The organism is Nocardiopsis ganjiahuensis DSM 45031 (assembly GCF_000341085.1).
Taxonomy (GTDB): domain Bacteria; phylum Actinomycetota; class Actinomycetes; order Streptosporangiales; family Streptosporangiaceae; genus Nocardiopsis; species Nocardiopsis ganjiahuensis.
Genome location: NZ_ANBA01000014.1, coordinates 268,064 through 286,221, shown reverse-complemented (window position 1 = coordinate 286,221; position 18,158 = coordinate 268,064). Strand labels below are relative to the sequence as shown.

Below are 18,158 nucleotides of genomic sequence, written 5' to 3'. Positions count from 1 at the left end.
TCCGTGCGCTGCCAGACCGATGAGCGCAGTCGGCGCCTGCTGGAGCGGCTCCAGGCCTCCCCCAGCCGCCTGCCCCTGACGGGACGCCGCCCGAACACTGAATACCCCGTGCGGATCCTCCCACCCTCGCCCACCCTTGGGTCCGGGCCCCGGCGAGGGCCCGCTCCGAGCCGCACACCCGCCCACACCGGAACCGCGGCGCCCCCGGACAAGGGCAGGCACAGCCCCCATCGCAGACGAGCCTCACCTGTGGCATACCCAAGGCCCGGGACGGTGTGGGCGCCCCTGGCCGCGAAGGGGAACATCGTGCCGCACGACAAGCTCAAGGATGCCGCCCGAGCCTTGGCCGCCCGCGAAGGGTTGTCCTACGTCGACGCCCGGCGCCGCCTGGCCCGCCGGTCCGTGATCGGCCACCACTTCCAGGCGCACATCGATGTCGACGCCTACGATGCGCTGCTGCGCGTCACCGATGTCGCCGACCGCGTTGCCGCGGAGGGGTGCGTGAATCGGCTGCTGCTCGGCCTGACCTGGGGAGAGGGTTCTCTGTGGGCCGACCTGCCTGCCCGGGGCGGACACCTGGGTGTGGTCGAGTCCGGGTTCGCCGGATCGCGCGCCCTGTGCCGCCATCTGGCTCTCCAGGCCCGCGCTCACGGGGCCGACGTCCACCTGCTGGCCCCGGCGCGTCGGCCGCCTACCCCGGCATGGACGCCGTGGAGGACCCCGAGGAGTGCCAACACCGTCTGGCCGAGCCGGCTGAGGCCGCTCCCACCGCCGAGCGGCCGGTGTTCGCGGTGATCGACGACCCGTACGCCCTGGGCACGGACACCCTCAGCAGGGGCATCGCGCATACCCGCATCCATCGGTTGCCCACCCGCGCCCCCGAGCATCTGCACGTCGTCCTGCGCTGTGCGCGCCCCACCGACACCTGGCCGTTGGAGGCGTTCGCGGTGGTGGCGGTGACCGGGGTGCTCGCGTCCACCTGGCACACGGTTGTCGGAGAGCCGATCTCGGAAGCGGCCACGTCCGGCCCGGACATGTGGACGTTCCTGCCCGGCCCCGCCCACCGGGGCCAGGGCGTGCTCGACTGCGCGCTGAACCCGGGCGGCGAGCGGGTGGTGGCGTTCGTGCCCGGTGCCCCCGACGTGCCCTCCCCGAGCGCCTCGCGCCACCCCCACGACGGGGAGGTCGCGGAGAGGGACTGGGCGCGCCATGCCCGAGTGCGGATCCGAGCAGCTGTGGACCGCTACTCTCCCGAGGCCGAGGGAGCGCGGTTCGAAGCCGGGCAGGTGCTGCGCATGTACCAGGGCGGGCAAAGCGGCTGCACCGTCAGCTCCGCCTGGTGGACCACCCATCACCTGCGGGGCGCCTACAGGTTCGACCCGAACGAGGTATCGATCGTGGAGGAGCTGACCGCCGACTGGCCGATACAGCACGATCCGCCCCTCGGTCAGGCCCGTGACGAGTGCCCTTCGCAGGGTTCAGAAGCACCGAAGCCCCTGCGAAGGGCAGCCTCTTGCCGCCATATCGTGACGGCAGTGCCCCAGAGCGCTGGCGTGGCCTTTTCTCAGAACAGCCCTGGCCGCAGGTGTTGGCGTTCTACCCTGACTCTGCCTCGCCCGGCCCGGGGTGTTCGTGCCGGACCAGGGCCTGGTCCAGCTGGTCCTGTCTGGGACCTGTAGGCGCTCAGACCACAGCCGTTCCGTCAGGAAGAGAACGTATGCCCACGTGGAGGATCGGCTCCAGGGGGAGCCGTCTGGCCCAGACCATGGTGACCGAAGTCCTGGACCACCTGAGCACCGCCCATCCGGAGCACACCTGGGTGCGGCGCACCATCATGAGCGCGGGAGATCAGGACCGCAGCAGCAGTCTGCGCGACCTCGCCTCCTCCAGCGCCGGGGTGTTCGCCGGCGCCGTCGAACAAGCCCTGCTCAATGGGGAGATCGACGTGGCCGTCCACTCCCTGAAGGACCTGCCCACCGCCACCACCCTGGGGACGGTGGTCGCTGCGATCCCGCGCCGCCACGAGGTGCGCGATGCCCTGTGTGGCACCACCCTGGACGCGCTCGCCCCCGGACACCGGGTGGGCACCGGCGCGCCCCGCCGGGTGGGCCAACTCCACCACGCCTGCCCCGGTGTGGTGGCGGTCCCCATCCGCGGCAACGTCCCCCCGCGCCTGCGGCAGATGCGCGAGAAGGGCTTGTCCGGGGTGGTGCTGGCCGCGGCCGGGCTGCACCGGCTGGGCCTGCAGGAGAGCATCACCGAGTACCTGGACCCCGTCCGTTGGCCGCCCTCCCCTGCCCAGGGGGCGATCGCGGTGCAGGTGCGCGCCGCCGACGCCGCGTTGGCGCGGGTGGTGGCCGCGGTGCACGACGAGGAAGCAGCGGCCACCACACAGGCCGAGCGCGCCCTGCTCCAGGTGTTGGGGGGTGGTTGTCACGTGCCCATCGGCGCTTATGCCACCATCCGCGCCGGACAGCTACACCTGCTCGCCCAGGTGACATCGACCGACGGCTCCACCACCATCCGCGCAGAGGCCACCGGAGCGGCCGACCAACCGGAGATGGTGGGCGAGCACGTGGCTCGTCGGCTCCTCGACGAGGGGGTAGAGGCCGTCCTGGCCTCCAGCGCTTGAAGTACAGGGCTCTGACAGGCTCCGCATTCGACGGCGGACGATCTGGGATGATCCGGGATGTTGTGGCTAGAGTCTGCGTTCATGACCGACTTGGAAAGACTGCTCGCGCTCGTACCGCCGCCCGCGGATCCGGTGGACACCGACACCGACTGGACGCGGGTGGAGGAAGCGCTCGGGCTGTCCCTCCCCTCCGAGTTCGTCGAGCTTGCCCGGCGGTACGGACGCGGTGCGTTCTGCGAAAAGTTCTCATGCTTCGACCCCGAAGAGATGATCCACAAAGGCCGCGGGTGGCTGGCGGACAAGCAGTGCATTCTCCAGGACGACGGCGAGGAATGCCCGCACCCCCTACACCCTGAGCCCGGCGGGCTGGTGCTGTGGGGATCGGACTCGGTCGGCGGGGCGCTGTGCTGGCTGACCGAGCCCGCCGACTCCCCCGAACGGTGGAAGACCGTCTACTGGACGATCGACGACGAGTTCGAGTATCCCGAGGGTGGCGTGGCCGCCGCACTCACCGGGTTGATCGAGGATCTGCTGGCGAGGATGAGGCAAGACGGCCAGGACGTCGACGGCGCCTGGTTCGACCCTTACCGCAGGAATGTCCACGTCTATCTGCAACTGGCGGAAACCGAAGGCGCGCCGCCGTACGAGCGGCGACTCCGCGTCTTGCGCGAACACCTTGCACCGACCAGCGCGCGCGGCGGCTCCAAGGGCGCGGACGAGGACCGGCAGGACCACTTCGCCGCGGCCCAGGACCAGTGGAGGCTGATCTACGAGACGGCCTCCGGGCACCAGATCCGGGTCGCCTACCCACCCGGGGACGATGCGCGGGTACGCAACGCGCTGCTCACCGCGATCGACGCCATGGGCTGCCGCGTCAAGGGCGTGCTGCCGTTGTACGGCACCGCGCACTGGCCCGAACTGGAGTGAACGGCCCTGTCCCGATGGGCGACAGGCGTCGCCCGACAGTGGAGTCATTCATGGATTTGTCGGGGGTCGTCGAAGTCGAGTCTCGCCGCAGAGTGCGGACCGAGTGCTGATCGGTTGGCGCCGGAGTGGCGGCTGGTCGAGGTTCGGCCACGTCGGCGAGGGCTTCGGCCACGTCGACCCGGAGGACGCGCTCTGGTGGCTGCTCAATCGGGGCGCCCGCCTGGGGTCGATCCGTCCTGCACTGGCCGCCGCCTGCCCCGACTTCGATCCGGACACCGAGATCGACCGTGTCACCATGCCCGACCGCACCGAACAGCGGGCGAAGGACAAGCAGCGCAGACTCGCCGCCCGCGCCGAATTCGAACGCGCGCGGCACCGACGCTGAACATCCGGATCTGCCGCGATGAGCGTGTTTCGGAAACCTGGTCGAGGTGGGTCGGCACCTGTGCACACGTTTTGGCGTGACGGTCGCACCAGACGAGCAACGTGTATGGCTGGGCACCCCGGAGAACACACTTCCCATGCTGTAAATCAGCGAGACAGATCGACAGAGCCCCCGCGCTTGGGAGGCAGCAGGGAAGCCAGGCCGTGCCCGGTCGGAGTGACCGTGACGGTCGGGGGCGACCAACGACTGTGGGTGGACACACGCCACAACCCCGTGGCTTGACCCTCCCCCCAATGCCCCCCTTCCGGAGGCTGCTGGCACCGCGGAGACTCATCGACGGTCGTCCAGCATCCCCAACGGACAGGGAGCGCACACCCCTGAAGGATGTGCGCAGAGAGGGGCCCCAAGCCGGGCAGCGCCCTTCCCGATCGTTCCGGAGTAATTGGCAAGACTTGTGGTTCGAGAGCGTGTGGGTGTTCGGTACTCCTACTCACCCCGCCGCGGTTCGAACTCCGCGGTGAACTCCTCCCAGAGCCCGCCGATGTCCTCGTGCAGGCTGTCGAGGTGGCGGTCCGTGTGTTCACCGGTCGGCGTGGACTCCACCAGGCACCAGCCAGGAAGTTCGTCGCGGAGCTCCAGGGGCGGGTACCCGTCGGGATCCTCCGGGTCGTGGTCGACGAAGTCGGAGTCTGCCAGCCGATAAGCCAGGTCGAAGGCGGTGGCATGGGCGACTCGACCGGCGAAGAGCGCCAACGTCCGCGGCTCGATGCCCGCAGCCTCGAACTGCGCCAGCGCGTCGGGATTTCGCGGATCGGCGAGCAGCTGCTCCACGGCGCCGGGCTGCTCCCACTGCGCCACTACCTGCCGAACACAACGCAGGAACAGGAAACGGGCCAGCTGCGGAATGTCCTCGCCCATTTCGGAGTCGGCCCAGGCCTGCGGATCCGCCGCGCCCAGAGCCGTGAAGACCCGGACCAGGTGGGCACGGCGCTCCTCAGGGTCCTGATGAGTGTTAACAGTCATGGGCTCAGCATGCCAGGAGCATTGCTCTCAGTTCTGGCGGCGGCGGTATTCGGCCGGCCAGGCCATGGTGCGCTCGACCTGCCACCGGTGCCGGCCCAACCGCTTCGAGGAGTCCACACCCTTGCGGGCCAGGCGGTGGACGATTCCGCGTTCTCGGAGCCATCGGCGCAGGTGGTCGTCGTCATAGCCCTTGTCGCCGTGCAGCTCGGCAGGCCTGCGCCGCCGCGGGCTCCGAGTTCGTCCAGGACCAGCCGGTGCAGCTTGACCCAGACCCTGGCCCGGGTCCAGTCGGTGAAGCGACGGTGCGCGGTGGGCCGGAGGGGCCGGAGGGGCCGGAGGGGCCGAACACCGGCGGTAGCTGAGCCCAAGCGCGGCCGCTGGTCGCGACGAAGATGATCGCGCTGGCCGCCAGGACAATCGCCCATGCGGGTGTCCGCCACACTGCCCGGGCCACGAACGCCACAGCGGCCATGGCCATCGCCTCGGGTGAAACCACCGCTCGTGAAGACGGGGTAGTGCAGCACCCGCGGCGAGGACACCCATCACGGCCGCCCCGGTGCCGGCCACCGCACTCCGCGCACGCGGTGCGGCGCGCAGTCGCTCCCAGGAGGGCAGGACGCCGACGACCAGCAGGACCGAAGGATGGAGTTCGAGGTTGTCAGCAGCACGCTGGAGACGGGACGGATTCTGCTCAATCACCACGAAGCCTCACGGTGTGTGATTACTCCACAGAAAATGCGCCAGAACCCACTCTCACGAACAAAACCAACTTGGGGCGGTGGGTACGGGAGTGAACAGTCGGGGCAGACTGAGCGTCCCAAAACATATCCGTCCTTCGTCCGCCGGTACGGCCAGTCCAGCGCCGCTCCCCCACGGCGGCATCCCCAGCCTCCCGAGGACCCCCATGATCCACCCGAAGCCGACCGTACCGCCCAGATTCACCCCGCTACACGCGACCGACCCTCGTGCGATCCCGCCGTTCACCATGCACGGCAGGCTCGGCGCCGGTGGTATGGGCGTGGTCCTGGCGGCCACGGACCCGCGCGGCGCGTGGCTGGCGATCAAGGTCGTGCGCCCCGAGTATGCGGGCGACCCGCAGTTCCGGGTTCGCTTCGCCAATGAGATCCAGCTGATGCACCGGGTCAAGGCGCGCTGTATCGCGCCCGTGCTCGCCCATGACACCGATGCCGAGCAGCCCTGGTACGCCACCGCCTACCTGCCCGGACCGACCCTGGGCGAGCGGGTGCGCGACGGCGGCGCACTCCCGCTCCCGCAGACGCGGGTGGTGGCCGCGGGCATGGCCGAGGCGATCCACGCGATCCACGCGGCCGGGGTGGTGCACCGCGACCTCAAACCGGCGAACGTCATCCTCGCCCCCGAGGGGCCCAAGGTCCTGGACTTCGGTATCGCACGGGCGGTGGACGCGACCTCGCTCACCCGGACCGGTGGCCTGGTGGGCTCCCCGGCGTGGCTGAGCCCGGAGCGCTACCGGGGCACGAGCGGCCCGGAGGCGGACGTGTTCTCGTGGGGCGCGATGGTCGCCTACGCCGCCACGGGCCGCGCGCCGTTCGGCACGGGCGGCGCGGAGACCCTGATGTATCGGATCCTCCACGAGGAGCCCGACCTGAACGGGCTGCCCCAGGAGCTGGCGGGCCCGGTGGCCGAGGCGCTGGACAAGGACCCCGGGCGCAGACCGAGTGCGGCACAGCTGCTGCACCGGATCGCCGGGACGTCCCCGGAGGACGACGAGACCACGGTCGTAGACGGCCTCATCCGTGACCACTGGCGCGAGGGCACTCGGATCAGGGGAGCCGCCCCCGGCCCCCGTCCGCGGCACACACCGCCCCCGACACCGTCGAGGCCGCCGGGCCGCCGTTGGCGGGGCCCGCTGGCTGTGGGAGCCGGAGGGCTCGCGATCCTGCTCCTGGGAGGCACCGGATTGGTCATCGCGCAGCGCCTGGTGAACACTGGTGACCCGGGCTCGAACGAGGGCGGAGTGGCACGGTTGGAACCCCTTGAACTGGCCGAACCCGGCACGCTGAACGGGGAGATCCGGGGGGCGGGGTCCACGTTCCTGGCCGGTGCGATGGAAGCGTGGGCGACCGGGTACGGGGCCGAGCAGCAGTCGGCTGTCACCGTCCACTACAACGCCGTCGGTTCGGGGGCGGGAGAGGAGGCGTTCGTCGCGGGTGAGATCGACTTCGGTTCGTCGGAGGACGGCCTCGACCGGGCTCAGATGGAGGCGGCCGAGACCGCGCGGGACTGTCCGGTCGTACAGTTCCCCGTGGTCGCCGGGGCGGTGGCCGTCGTAACCGTGAACGAGGAGCTGGCAAGGGGAGAGTGGAGCGCGTCCGAACTGGAGGAGTACTACCTCGGTGAGATCTCCTCGCTGGAGGTGGACGGGGTGGATCAAGGGGAGATCCTCCCAGTCCGGCATCGGGACGAGGCTGCGACCGCCCGAGTGTTCAGCGACTTCCTGGCCGACTACGGGGAAAAGTGGTCCCAGACAGCCGGCTCCGGAGAGTCCACCGACTGGGGCGAGAGATCCGTCGCCGCCGATGGCGATGAGGGCGTGCACGCCCAGTTGGCGCAGTTCGACATGGGGATCGGATTCGTCAACGCTTCCTACGCGCAGGAGAACGAGGACTTGATGACCGTCCCCGTTGTCAATGGTTCGGGGGCGGCGGTCGAGCCGACAGTCGGAGCCACCCAGGCGGCCACGGGTCAGATGGAACTGACCGAGGAGGGTACGGCCGAGCTTCCGCTCGTCGAGGGCCAGGCCTACCCGATCACTCGGATCAACCACCTGTTCGCCTTCGAGTGCGGCTACGAGAAAGACACCGGAGACGTAATGCGCGACTTCTGGACCTACGCCCTCAGTGTGGCCGGCGGCGAGGCCGCTCGAGACGCCGGGTACGCGCCCCTGGGCGATTCGATCAGCCAGGAGGTTGCGGGGATCGTCGCACGGGTGGCCTCCTCCTGACCACTGTTCAAGCGCCTCCTGGTCTCTCGCGAGACCGTCTCGGCTCGGCGGTGTCCTGAGGCCGTTCGGAGGCCGTACTCGTACAGGGCGGGGCGGGAAAGCTGCGGATTTCACGGCGATAGGTTCCTGCTCGATCGAGCTCTCGCGGCGTGCGTCCGCGGTCCCGGGCTGCTCGCCGAGATCCTGGACGGGGACTTCGTCGCGGTCAGCGACCAGCGCATCCGCGACCACACCCTCGGGTCGGCGACCGCCACGTTCGCCGCCAAGGACGCGGCCGAGCCGATGATCAACAGTCCCCACGGCAACACACCGCCCTTGCGCCCCTGGCGGGCGTCGCTGAGCAACGTCATGGAGGCTCCCACGATCATGCCGTCCACCGACAAAGGGAACAGGGCCGCTCTTCACGGAGGTTCACCGTGGCCCAGGGCGAGTTCGTACATGTGCGAGTAGGACACCACTGCGGCACTACCCGCGAGCATCAACACAGCGGCGATGGTCGCCGTTCGTGACCAACGGGAAGGCTCCATCACGATCACTCGTTTCGTGTGTGACCGAGAGACCTTCACAGCAGCGGAGCCGCTGGTGCGGGTGGTGGGAGACGACCGTCTCCCACCACCCCTGGAGATTCTCGGGAGACACGAACGTCCCCCAACGGCTCCCAACCGCCGCAAACGTCCCTCAACGGAACCCACTGACCTGAACAGATGCGGGTCATCGCAGGTCGCCGCAGAACCCGGTACCACCAGAACCTGGTGATCGTGGCGGTCTCGCTCGGGTTCGGCGATCGAGTGCGCCGGTCCGAGCCCGCTCCGACGGACTGAAACCGCTCGGACAGGCATAGGTGCCGCAGAGACCACACGAGCTCGACTCACCCACATCATCACAGGTCAGAAACTTGCTCTGATTCTTTTGACTGAAGGGCTGATCTCCCGAAGGGGAGATATCTGGGAGATCAGCTCCCGGTGGGCTCCCAAGAGAGCTCGCCATTGATCTCTTTACGGTCCTGCTCGTCAGAGTCCCCATCCCGTGCCGCACGCCGGAACCGGTATAGGAAGTTGGCCCAGCGGAGCCACCCTCCACTAAATTCGTGAACAGATACTCCTGCTCACAGGAACGCAAAGCGACCTGCTCAGACCATCGCAGCCCTGTGTAGCTGTTGAGCGGTGCCAGAACCATGCCGGTATGCCCGAAGGTCTTGTACAGGCGCATTGCGATGCGACATGTCCGAGTTCCTGGCCTTCGTCGGTGTCGAGGTCAGCGCGCGGCGAACGTCGAATCTGCCGCGATGAGCGCGACCGTCTCGCTGACCGCCTCCAGCGCCGCCGCCCTTTCCTGGTCGGTCATATGGGCCGGTCCATAGGTGACTACGGGGTCGAGGACCTGGTAGCCGACGAACTCGAGCATGCCGCGGTGGATGTGGAACAGGAAGTCGTCCATCGGGCCGAAGGCGCCGCCGGGCCGGAACGACTCACTGGGCCCACCGGTCGTGAGCAGCAGCATCGCTTGCTTCCCGGCGAGCGCTGCGTCGTCGAAGAGTCCGTGGTCCCCGCCGAAGACCCCGCCCATCACGAAGACCCGGTCCACCCATCCCTTGAGGATGGCGGGCAGCGAGAACCACCACATCGGGAACGACAGCACGAGCAGGTCAGCGGCGAGCAGCCGGTCGAGATGAGCTTTGACGGCTGCGTCGAGGGTCCCGTCCTCGACCGCGCGCATCTGCTCGGCCTGCGGCTTGAACGGGCCGTCCGCCGGTGCGAATTCCTCACGGGCGAGGACCGGGGCCCAGGCGTCGGCATAGAGGTCGAGGACGTCGACGCGGTAGCCGACGTCGCGCAGGGTCTGAGCCGCAGTGGCCATCTGGGCGGTGCTGAACGAGTGGGGCTCAGGGTGAGCGTGGACGATCAGGGCTGTGGGGGCAGCATCAGAGGTCGACATGAGGAGATCATATCGACATATTGCGATTCGTCAATCAGATGGCGGTGCTGATCGCCCGCGCCACCTGCGTCAGCCGCTCTTCGTTGCGCCGGTAGTGAGTCCACTTGCCCACCCGGGTGGGACGCACGAGTCCCGCCCGCTCCAGCGTGCTCATGTAGCTCGAGACGGTCGACTGTGCGAGCCCCGACTTCCCCTGGATGTGCGTGACGCACACACCGACCGACTGGCGGTCTGCGATCGGCTCGTACTCACGGAAGTGCGTGTCGGGATCCTTCAACCACTGCATGATCTGCAAACGGGCAGGGTTGCCCAGGGCCTTGAACACCTCGATCAGGCCATCCGGCCCCGGCCCCGATCCGGCCGTCACGGTCATAGTCATCTCCCTCACCAGACAATCGTCACACCACGATATCTCGATACCTGGCCCGGGACGGCCGGGCTGACGGTCGACGCCGTCAACTACGTCCTGACCCGCAACACACCGACGAGGGCCGCCGGGACGGCGACACCGAGTACGACCGTGCGGTGGGCGTCACTCAGCATCTGCCCGCGAACAGGGCTCGGTACGGGGTCGACGGCAACGGGGACGGCCAGGCGAACCCGCACAACGTCCACGACTCGGTTGCCTCGACCGCGGTCGAGCTGTGCCGGAGCGCCCAAAGCGAAGCGGTGGACTCCGATGACCGCCAGGACCTCGAAGACGCGCTGTTCCGCTACAACCCGGCGCAGTGGTACGTGGACCGGGTCATGGCCGAGATCGACCCCTCCGACACCGAACACCCCGGGGCTGGGCTCGGCGTCGTCGGCATGGACAGCACGCAAGGTGTGGCTGCTGCGGAATGGGCCCTTGAACAGGTCGGCAAACCGTATGTGTGGGGCGGCACCGGGCCGGAGGGGTTCGACTCTCCCCGGATCACGGGAGCGGTGCGCCCCGCTCCCTGACATGGGCTGTACTGCGCCCGGGGCGGCTCGTTAGGGTGATCTGGCGGGCTTGTTTGCTTGGTAACTTTCGGGCGCCGCAGGAGGGGCCGGGGTGTCACCCGGCCCCTTTCTTCGTCACCGGTCCTCTTCAGCGGGGGCGGGCCACTCCTGAACCCGCCCGCCAGGGCCCATCCACAGTGAGGGATCGCCTTGACCAGCACAACCATCAACAGCGGCAAAGCGGCTGTCTATGGCGCCTTCGCGGCGAACGGAGTGATGTACGCGGCGCTGGTGAGCCGCGTGCCGGCCCTGGGGACGGAGCTGGGTCTGTCCACGGCAGAACTCGGGCTGCTGTTGTTGTGGCTGTCCGCCGGGGCCGTGTCCGGGCTCCCCATCGCGGGCCTCCTGGTCCAACGCCTCGGAGGGAGCCGTGGCACCACCGCCGGGATCTCGCTCGCGGCGACAGGACTACTGCTGCTCGCCCTCGGTCTGGGCACGGCCTCGTGGCCGATCACAGCTGCCGCACTCTTCTTCACCGGGTTGGGCATGGGGCTGTGGGAAGTCAGCATGAACGTCGTCGGCTCGCGGATCGCACAACTCATCGGCAGCGAGAACCTGTTGCCGCGGCTTCACGCCACGCTCAGCCTCGGAACCGTGTTCGGGGCCCTGCTCGGTGCGCTTCTCGCGAGCGTGTCGGTGGCCCTGCCGGGCCAGAACCTGGGCATGGCGGCCCTGCTGGTGCTGATCGCCGTTCTGCTCCGGCGGGCGACCCAAGGTGCGGAGCCGCGGAGGAAGGGTGAGGCCGCGCGCGCTTCCGGCAGCGTGCTGCTGGCTTCCTGGCGTGAACGGCGCACGCTGCTCATCGGGATCTGTGTCCTGGGCTTCGCCTTCGCCGAAGGCACGGCCAACGAATGGATCGCCTATGTCCTGGTGGACGGCTACGGTGCCGCCGAGCACACGGGGGCGCTGGTGTTCGCCGCCTTCGTGGCGGCGATGACCGCGGGACGGCTGACCGGCGGAGCCCTCGTCGCTCGCGTGGGCCGTGTCTACGTCCTTCGCGTCTCAGTCGGGTTGGCTCTGTGCGGTGTGCTCATCGTGGTTTTCAGCACCGTGGTGGCATGGGCTTTCGTGGGAGCGCTTCTGTGGGGGTTGGGCGCCGCGATGGGGTTCCCGGTCGGCATCGCGGCGGCGGCGGATGACCCCGCGAGGGCCGCGGCGAGAGTATCTGTGACCAGTTCGCTGGGCTATGCCGCCTTCCTGGGGGGACCGCCGCTGCTGGGGCTGCTCGGCGAGCTCTACGGCATCCAGCAGGCGGTACTGGTCGTCTGTGCGGCGCTCTTGTTGGCCTTCCTCGCGGCGGGATCCACTCGCCGGGTCACCACCGTCAGGGACAGAGAGACTTCTGACGAGTCTCAATAGGAAGCCAGTCGCAGGCATCGCCCGGCCATTACTTGAGTGTCCGTCAGACACGATGTGGACGGCTCCCTACGACACAAGCGGTTCGCGAAGGAGAACGTGGGAAACGCTGAGTCGAATGGGGCGACCGCCCTCATTGTGGGTGCGGCTCTGACGTGGCGCTCGACCTCGCCCGGGTGAGCGCCACGTCCCTGGACCGATCCGTCGGCAGTGGCTCATTCATCGCACGTGCGCAGGCGTGGGCTCGGCCACGCCGGCGAAACGGGCGAGGTCGAGGAAGCGGTCCAGCACCACCGCCGGATCCGCTGCCGCAGGCGCGAAACGTCGGTTCGAAGGGCTGTGCTGCAGCGAGGTCACCACCCTGGCCGGGGTGAGCGTCGAGCACTACACGGAGCTGGAGCGCGGAGCGATCAGCGAAGCGTCCCCGGAAATGCGTTGTGCGGCGCTTCCGAGAGGCCCCGTCGACTCGATCCGTCGGCCGAGTCGCGTCCGGACCTCGTTCGACCACGTCGGAGGGTGATGATGCCCAACACGGTGGTCGGGATCAGGGTGAGCGCGATGACGGCTGTGCCGACCGCGGCCGGCCCGTCGAGCCCGAGCGGCGAGGCCAGAGCGGCCCCCGCGACAGGGGTGACGACGGCGGTGCCGAGGTTGAACGCAGCGACGCTCAGTGCGGAGCCCAGCGACGCCGCCCTCCCGGAGAAACGCACGGCGAGGTGGATGAGCACGCCGTTCGCGCTGAGCCCGAACAGTCCGAGCAGCGCGATCAAGGTGACCATCGCCCAGGACCAGCAGGAGAAGAGGAAGATCGCCGCCATCAGGACGGTCGATACCGCCGGGGTGACGATCGTCACCGCGTGCGGATGCCTGTCGCCCAAGCGTCCGGCGACGAGGGTACCGACGAACGAACCGATACCGAAGACGGTGAGCACCAGGGGCACGGCCGAGGCCGGCACACCGGACCGGCCGATGAGGACGGGCGCGATGAAGGAGTAGGCCGCGAGGACGCCGCCGCTGGTGGTGGCGCAGGCGAGCAGGACGAGCCACAGCCGGACGGAGAGGAGTCCGGCCAGGTCCGCGACGAGGGAGGGCCTCTCCCCGTTGGCGGGCTCGTCGCGGGGCACCGACCTGGAGACGAGGACGGTGACGAGCGCCGCGGCGATCGCCAGAGCCCAGAAGGTCCCGCGCCAACCGGTCAGCTGGGCGACGTACGCGCCGATCGGCACACCGAGGACGGTGGCCAGGGAGCCCCCTGCGGCCACGATTCCGACCGCACGGGAGCCCATCGCGGAGCCGGCGGCGCGGCTCGCGACCACGGCGGACACAGCCCAGAACGCTCCGGTGGCCAGGCCCGTGAGGAACCGGGCGATCACGATCTGATCGACGTCGGAAGCCAGTGCCACCCAGACGTGCCCGGCGACGAAGATCCCGAGCGCCAGGATCAGCGTCAGGCGTGGGGAGAGCCGAACAGTGAGCATCGTCATGAGCGGTGCGCCGACGATCATGCCTGCGGCGAAGACCGTGATGAGCGATCCGACCCGCGCGAGGGAGACTCCCAGGCCTTCGGCGATGTCGGGGAGAATTCCGGCGACGACGAACTCGGTGGTGAGCATCAGGAACGTGCCCACGGCGAGGACATGGACAACAAGGGGAAGACGCTTGTGTTCTGCGGATGCCGTCCGGTGGGTGGGATCGTCGGAACGAGAAGCCGACAGGGCTTCAACCTGCATGGGTGAACCTCGACACGGGATTGCGACGTAGGTCGGCCGCTGTTGCGGTGACCGGGATGTCTGCACGCTGACCGCATGATGCGGTCGGGTCGGGGCGACCTGCTGCGTGGGCCGGGGAAGCAGTGCCGAAGCACTACCGGGCCTCGCAGCCGGTCGCCCCGTACTCAGAGGCTGAGGAGTACCTTGACCGCACGGCGCTCGTCCATCGCCCTGTAGCCCTCAGCGGCCTCCTCGATCGGGAGCTCGAGATCGAAGACGACACCCGGGTCGATCTGGTCGGTCATGATGAGATCGATCAGCTCGGGCAGGAAGCGGCGCACGGGCGCGGGGCCGCCGAGCAGGCTGACCGTGGAGAAGAACAGATCGAGGCCGTCCAGCTCGACGCCGTGCGAGACACCGACGTAGCCGACGTGCCCGCCGGGCCGGGTCGCGTGGATCGCCTGCATCATCGACTCCTGCGTGCCGACGGCCTCCACGGTGGAATGGGCCCCGTAGCCGCCCGTCAGCTCCCTGATCCGTGCAACGCCTGCGTCGCCGCGCTCCTCGACGATGTCGGTCGCGCCGAACCTCTTCGCCAGCGCCTGTCGGTCCGCATGGCGCGACATCGCGATGACGCGGTCCGCACCGAGGCGCTTGGCCGCGAGGATCGCGAGCAGTCCGACGGCTCCGTCGCCGACCACGGCCACGGTCTTGCCCGGTCCGGCCTCGGCCGCGACAGCGGCGAACCAGCCGGTACCGAGTACATCGGAGGCGGCGAGCAGGCTGCGCAGCTGTGCCGAGGTGGGCTCGCCGTGCACCTTGACGAGAGTGCCGTCGGCGAGCGGAATGCGGGCGAAGTCGGACTGCGTGCCGACCGAGCCCATCATGACCTGATGGATGCAGCGGGACTGGAACCCGGCCCGGCAGATCTCACAGCTGTTGTCGGAGGCGACGAACGACCCGACGACGAAGTCACCGACGGCGATGTCGTGCACGTCCTCGCCGATCTCCTCGACGACGCCGACGTACTCGTGGCCCATCGGGGTGGGGCCGTTCAGTTCCTCCGCGCCGCGGTAGGGCCACAGATCGGAGCCACAGATGCACGCCGCGGTGACTCGGATGATCGCGTCGGTCGGCTCGACGATGGCGGGCTTCTCGATGTTCTCGACCCGGACGTCTCCGGGCGCGTGCATGACGACGGCGCGCATGGTTCCTCCTCGTGTTCGTTCGTTCATCGCCCTCAACGACACCACGGTTCACACCCGAGCGGGAGACCCGCTCGATAGGGGTACCACCAGGGACTCCCTCGTGCCCGGCCCGGCCGATTACCGTTGAAGCCATGGACAACCGAGCCGAGGTTCGAGAGTTCCTCACCACACGGCGGGAAAAGATCACGCCCGGTGATGTCGGGCTGCCGGCGGGCACGAACCGGCGGGTCAAGGGGCTGCGCCGCAGCGAGGTCGCCACCCTGGCCGGGGTGAGTGTCGAGTACTACACGAAGCTGGAGCGCGGAGCGATCAGCGGAGCGTCCCCGGAGGTCCTCGACAGCATCGCGAAGGCGCTGCGGCTCGACGACGCCGAACGGGCCCATCTGTTCGACCTCGCCCACGCCGCGAGCACGGTGGCCCGGCCCCCTCGTAGGCGAAGCCCGAAGTGCTGGACGCCTCATCCGAGCCTGCAGTGGACGCTGGACGCGGTCACCGCCGGGCCCGCGTTCGTCCGCAACGGGCGGATGGACCTGCTGGCGGCGAACGCGCTGGGCCGCGCGTTCTACAAGGACACGTACGACATGCCCGGGCAGCCGCCGAACATCGCGCGGTTCACCTTCCTCGACGAGCGCGCCTACGCGTTCTACCCCGACTGGGATGCGTTCGCGGAGGTCACCGTTTCGATCCTGCGCACCGAGGCGGGCCGCGACCCGCACAACAAGGAGCTGCACGACCTCATCGGAGAGCTCTCGACCCGCAGTGGTGTTTTCCGCCGCCTCTGGGGCGCGCACAACGTGAGGCACCACGGCACGGGGTTCAAGACGTTCCACCACTCGGTCGTCGGCGAGATGACGCTGGCCTACGAGGGGATGGGGCTGGAGGCCGAGCCCGGCCTGACGCTGACGATCTACGCCGCCGAACCCGGTTCGCCGTCGGCCGAGCGCATGCAGTTGCTCGCCTCGTGGGTCGCCAGCGAGGAACGCGCATCGTCCGCGGCGACCGTGGACGAACAGCGTTCGAAGCCCAGCACCTGACCGGCACCGCGTGCAACCAGCTGGACGCCTGGGCCTGGAGAGGATTCGCTCCGTGAACGTCCCCCTGCGCACCGGCGACGCTTGGGTCGTCGGGGTGCTCTCCGACGAACCGGTCACCGACCCGATCGCGACGACGCTGCCGTTGGAGCGAGGAGGATCACCACAGGATTCGGCGGTGGTCCCTCACCGGTTCATCAGTCGGTGGTGAGCGCGTCCAGCGGCTCCTCAGGGGTGGTGCGCACCCGGGCGCACATCATCACGCGGAGGCCGTTGCGCCGTGCGGAAAACGATGGAGCCCGTGACCGGGACGGTATCCGGTCACGGGCTCGAGGTTGAACGTCGAGCCGACTGGCTCGGCCCTTCCCCACGGCCCCGCACCCGTCTCCGGCGGAGACCGGCGGACCGACGGACCGGTGGACCGGCCGGTGAGGCCACCACCCGGACTTCCCGGAAGGCCCGCTACGCCTGCCGGATGGGGTGCGGGGCTCGCCTCGGCGCCGACCGGGTCTGGGCACGCGCCACTCGCGCACCCGGCGGTCCATGACCCTGCCGGGACAGGGCCGTGCGACGGTTCCTCAGGATTCGCGGCCCGAGAGCGCGTCACGCATCCGATCGATGAGACCTGCTCCCGGGTCCAGGATCTTGTTGGCGGGCGGGGTGTCCGGCGCACTGGGGTGAGGGCGTGTGGGAGCCCGTTCCTTGGCCTTGACCACCTTGGCGCCCAGGTCCCGCAGTTCCTCCTGCGTGCACGCGGCACGCAGGCGCGGCAGGAGGTCCTTCTCCTCGTCGTCCACGTGGTGGCGGATGTCCGAGATCAGCGTGTTCAGCAGCCGCTGGAACTCGGGATCGCCGGCGTCCAGGCCCTCCAGGTCCTTCATCACCTGTTCGGCCTCGGCGTGCTCCTGGAGCTCGTGGTCGACGATCTGGTCGCCGTCGTCCAGCACCCGGCGCGCCGCGGGGTACATGTGCTGTTCCTCGGCGACCGAATGCCTCACCAGCTCGGTGATCACGTGCTCGGTCAGCTGCTTGCGCACTTCGGGAGAGGGGGAACTCTCCAGCTCCTTGAATATCTGTTCGACCTGGCGGTGGTCGGAGATGATGACATCGATGAGGTCGGGATTCTGAGATTCCGTGGTCATGGTCTCCTCCTGAAGTCACGGATATCGACGACCTACGTTTCAGACGGCTCCGCCCTCACACGACGGATCCCTCAGATGGCGCGCCGACAGTGTGCGCGACCAGCTGCGTTCCCTGTGTCCTCCGAGCGCGACTCGACGTCGTGGAGCGTCCTGGGCCGCACTCGAACAGGCCGTCACTCATAGTGACGGACGTCAGACGTTACCACCGGACGTCCTCTTCAGTTTTGATGTGCGCGCGTGTCACCGACCGCGCGTTGACGTGTATGGAACCATCGCGCACGGATCATTTCCACACTCTGTCCCCGCGTGTCGGAACGTGATGAAGGAGGGGTGGGAAATGAGGCCTGGTACTCCGGTGGAGCTTCCGGTTCGGTCAACAACGATCATGTCCGCAGGGGCCGAAGGGAACGCCGAGCCGACCCTGCGTCGTCCGCGACAGCACCACGCCATCGGGTCACCCGCCATGTCGGGTCCGGCGGTGCCCGCTGCTGGGAGACGAACGCATCAAAGCCTCCGGGCTCATCGCCTTGGGCGGCAAGGGGTACGTGGGGCGGTCCGAAGTGGTGTGAGGGAATCTGCTCAGTGCCTCGCCGATACGGCACCCTGTGGCGAGCATGCGGTCCGCGAGATCAGGGAGTCGCGTGCCGCCGTGACGTGAGCAGCGAGCGCCGCACGGAGTCTCGGCAACTCCGCCGCATCAGGGCTGTCAGCCGGTCGGGGAAGCCTCGCGGGACCGGATCTCGGGGAGACTGGAGGAGAGCCTCGGCTGTGGCCGCGGCGGAGGCTGGACAGGTGGGTCGACGACCCCCGTTCCTCTCCGAACTGGATGCCGCAGCGCCCTGGAAC

General features: G+C 68.9%; 16 protein-coding genes and 1 pseudogene. 9 read left to right on the top strand and 8 right to left on the bottom strand.

The annotated features are described in order from the left end of the window. The first annotated feature begins 306 nt into the window (after window positions 1–306). The 5 genes from D458_RS0121030 to D458_RS0121010 all read left to right on the top strand — a co-directional run bounded on the left by D458_RS0121030 (window position 307) and on the right by D458_RS0121010 (window position 3,944). Entirely contained in the window at window positions 307–795 is a 489-nt protein-coding gene (locus D458_RS0121030) for a hypothetical protein (protein ID WP_152521187.1), read from the top strand. Continuing rightward, window positions 702–1,679, top strand: a complete 978-nt coding sequence (locus tag D458_RS0121025) for a hypothetical protein (protein ID WP_160168057.1) — start codon at window positions 702–704, stop codon at window positions 1,677–1,679. Before D458_RS0121030 ends, D458_RS0121025 begins: the two co-directional genes overlap by 94 nt. Before the next feature lie 38 nt (window positions 1,680–1,717). Beyond that, the gene (hemC, locus tag D458_RS0121020) at window positions 1,718–2,632 is read left to right on the top strand and encodes a hydroxymethylbilane synthase (protein ID WP_017588711.1); all 915 of its coding nucleotides are present in this window, start codon (window positions 1,718–1,720) and stop codon (window positions 2,630–2,632) included. Between the two features lie 81 nt (window positions 2,633–2,713). After that, window positions 2,714–3,559 (top strand): SMI1/KNR4 family protein, encoded by an 846-nt coding sequence (locus D458_RS33840; RefSeq protein WP_040702638.1) that lies wholly within the window; start codon window positions 2,714–2,716, stop codon window positions 3,557–3,559. A gap of 103 nt (window positions 3,560–3,662) precedes the next feature. After that, complete coding sequence (locus tag D458_RS0121010) at window positions 3,663–3,944, top strand: hypothetical protein (protein ID WP_017588709.1); 282 nt, start codon at window positions 3,663–3,665, stop codon at window positions 3,942–3,944. Between the two features lie 486 nt (window positions 3,945–4,430). Here the strand turns inward: D458_RS0121010 and D458_RS0121005 are convergent, their stop codons facing one another. Both D458_RS0121005 and D458_RS37650 read right to left on the bottom strand, forming a co-directional pair. Then, window positions 4,431–4,967 (bottom strand): hypothetical protein, encoded by a 537-nt coding sequence (locus D458_RS0121005; protein ID WP_017588708.1) that lies wholly within the window; start codon window positions 4,965–4,967, stop codon window positions 4,431–4,433. Between the two features lie 39 nt (window positions 4,968–5,006). Continuing rightward, window positions 5,007–5,201, bottom strand: a pseudogene (locus D458_RS37650) (IS5/IS1182 family transposase); the annotation flags it as partial. A gap of 670 nt (window positions 5,202–5,871) precedes the next feature. Between D458_RS37650 and D458_RS34925 the strand changes: the two are divergent. Beyond that, entirely contained in the window at window positions 5,872–7,950 is a 2,079-nt protein-coding gene (locus D458_RS34925) for a serine/threonine-protein kinase (RefSeq protein ID WP_051049726.1), read from the top strand. A gap of 110 nt (window positions 7,951–8,060) precedes the next feature. Here D458_RS34925 and D458_RS37980 read toward each other — a convergent pair whose 3' ends face one another. The 3 genes from D458_RS37980 to D458_RS0120980 all read right to left on the bottom strand — a co-directional run bounded on the left by D458_RS37980 (window position 8,061) and on the right by D458_RS0120980 (window position 10,258). Next, window positions 8,061–8,342: a DUF2637 domain-containing protein gene (locus tag D458_RS37980; RefSeq protein ID WP_275042294.1), complete on the bottom strand. Its 282-nt coding sequence runs from the start codon at window positions 8,340–8,342 to the stop codon at window positions 8,061–8,063. 862 nt (window positions 8,343–9,204) lie between these two features. Next, the gene (locus tag D458_RS0120985; RefSeq protein WP_017588705.1) at window positions 9,205–9,885 is read right to left on the bottom strand and encodes an NAD(P)H-dependent oxidoreductase; all 681 of its coding nucleotides are present in this window, start codon (window positions 9,883–9,885) and stop codon (window positions 9,205–9,207) included. Window positions 9,886–9,919: 34 nt separating this feature from the next. Then, window positions 9,920–10,258 (bottom strand): ArsR/SmtB family transcription factor, encoded by a 339-nt coding sequence (locus D458_RS0120980; protein WP_086002531.1) that lies wholly within the window; start codon window positions 10,256–10,258, stop codon window positions 9,920–9,922. Window positions 10,259–10,410: 152 nt separating this feature from the next. Between D458_RS0120980 and D458_RS33825 the strand changes: the two genes are divergently transcribed. Both D458_RS33825 and D458_RS0120970 read left to right on the top strand, forming a co-directional pair. After that, complete coding sequence (locus D458_RS33825) at window positions 10,411–10,827, top strand: lytic murein transglycosylase (protein WP_017588703.1); 417 nt, start codon at window positions 10,411–10,413, stop codon at window positions 10,825–10,827. A gap of 189 nt (window positions 10,828–11,016) precedes the next feature. Beyond that, window positions 11,017–12,225, top strand: a complete 1,209-nt coding sequence (locus D458_RS0120970; RefSeq protein ID WP_239648017.1) for an MFS transporter — start codon at window positions 11,017–11,019, stop codon at window positions 12,223–12,225. 407 nt (window positions 12,226–12,632) lie between these two features. On the opposite strand, the gene D458_RS33820 is transcribed toward D458_RS0120970, so the two are convergent. Continuing rightward, window positions 12,633–13,850, bottom strand: a complete 1,218-nt coding sequence (locus tag D458_RS33820; RefSeq protein ID WP_017588701.1) for an MFS transporter — start codon at window positions 13,848–13,850, stop codon at window positions 12,633–12,635. A gap of 266 nt (window positions 13,851–14,116) precedes the next feature. After that, entirely contained in the window at window positions 14,117–15,139 is a 1,023-nt protein-coding gene (locus tag D458_RS0120960) for a zinc-dependent alcohol dehydrogenase family protein (protein ID WP_017588700.1), read from the bottom strand. Between the two features lie 131 nt (window positions 15,140–15,270). Between D458_RS0120960 and D458_RS0120955 the strand changes: the two genes are divergently transcribed. Beyond that, window positions 15,271–16,173: a helix-turn-helix transcriptional regulator gene (locus D458_RS0120955; RefSeq protein WP_017588699.1), complete on the top strand. Its 903-nt coding sequence runs from the start codon at window positions 15,271–15,273 to the stop codon at window positions 16,171–16,173. A gap of 575 nt (window positions 16,174–16,748) precedes the next feature. On the opposite strand, the gene D458_RS0120945 is transcribed toward D458_RS0120955, so the two are convergent. Next, on the bottom strand, window positions 16,749–17,312 hold the full coding sequence (locus tag D458_RS0120945; protein ID WP_017588697.1) for a hemerythrin domain-containing protein: 564 nt from the start codon (window positions 17,310–17,312) through the stop codon (window positions 16,749–16,751). Between the last annotated feature and the right edge of the window lie 846 nt (window positions 17,313–18,158).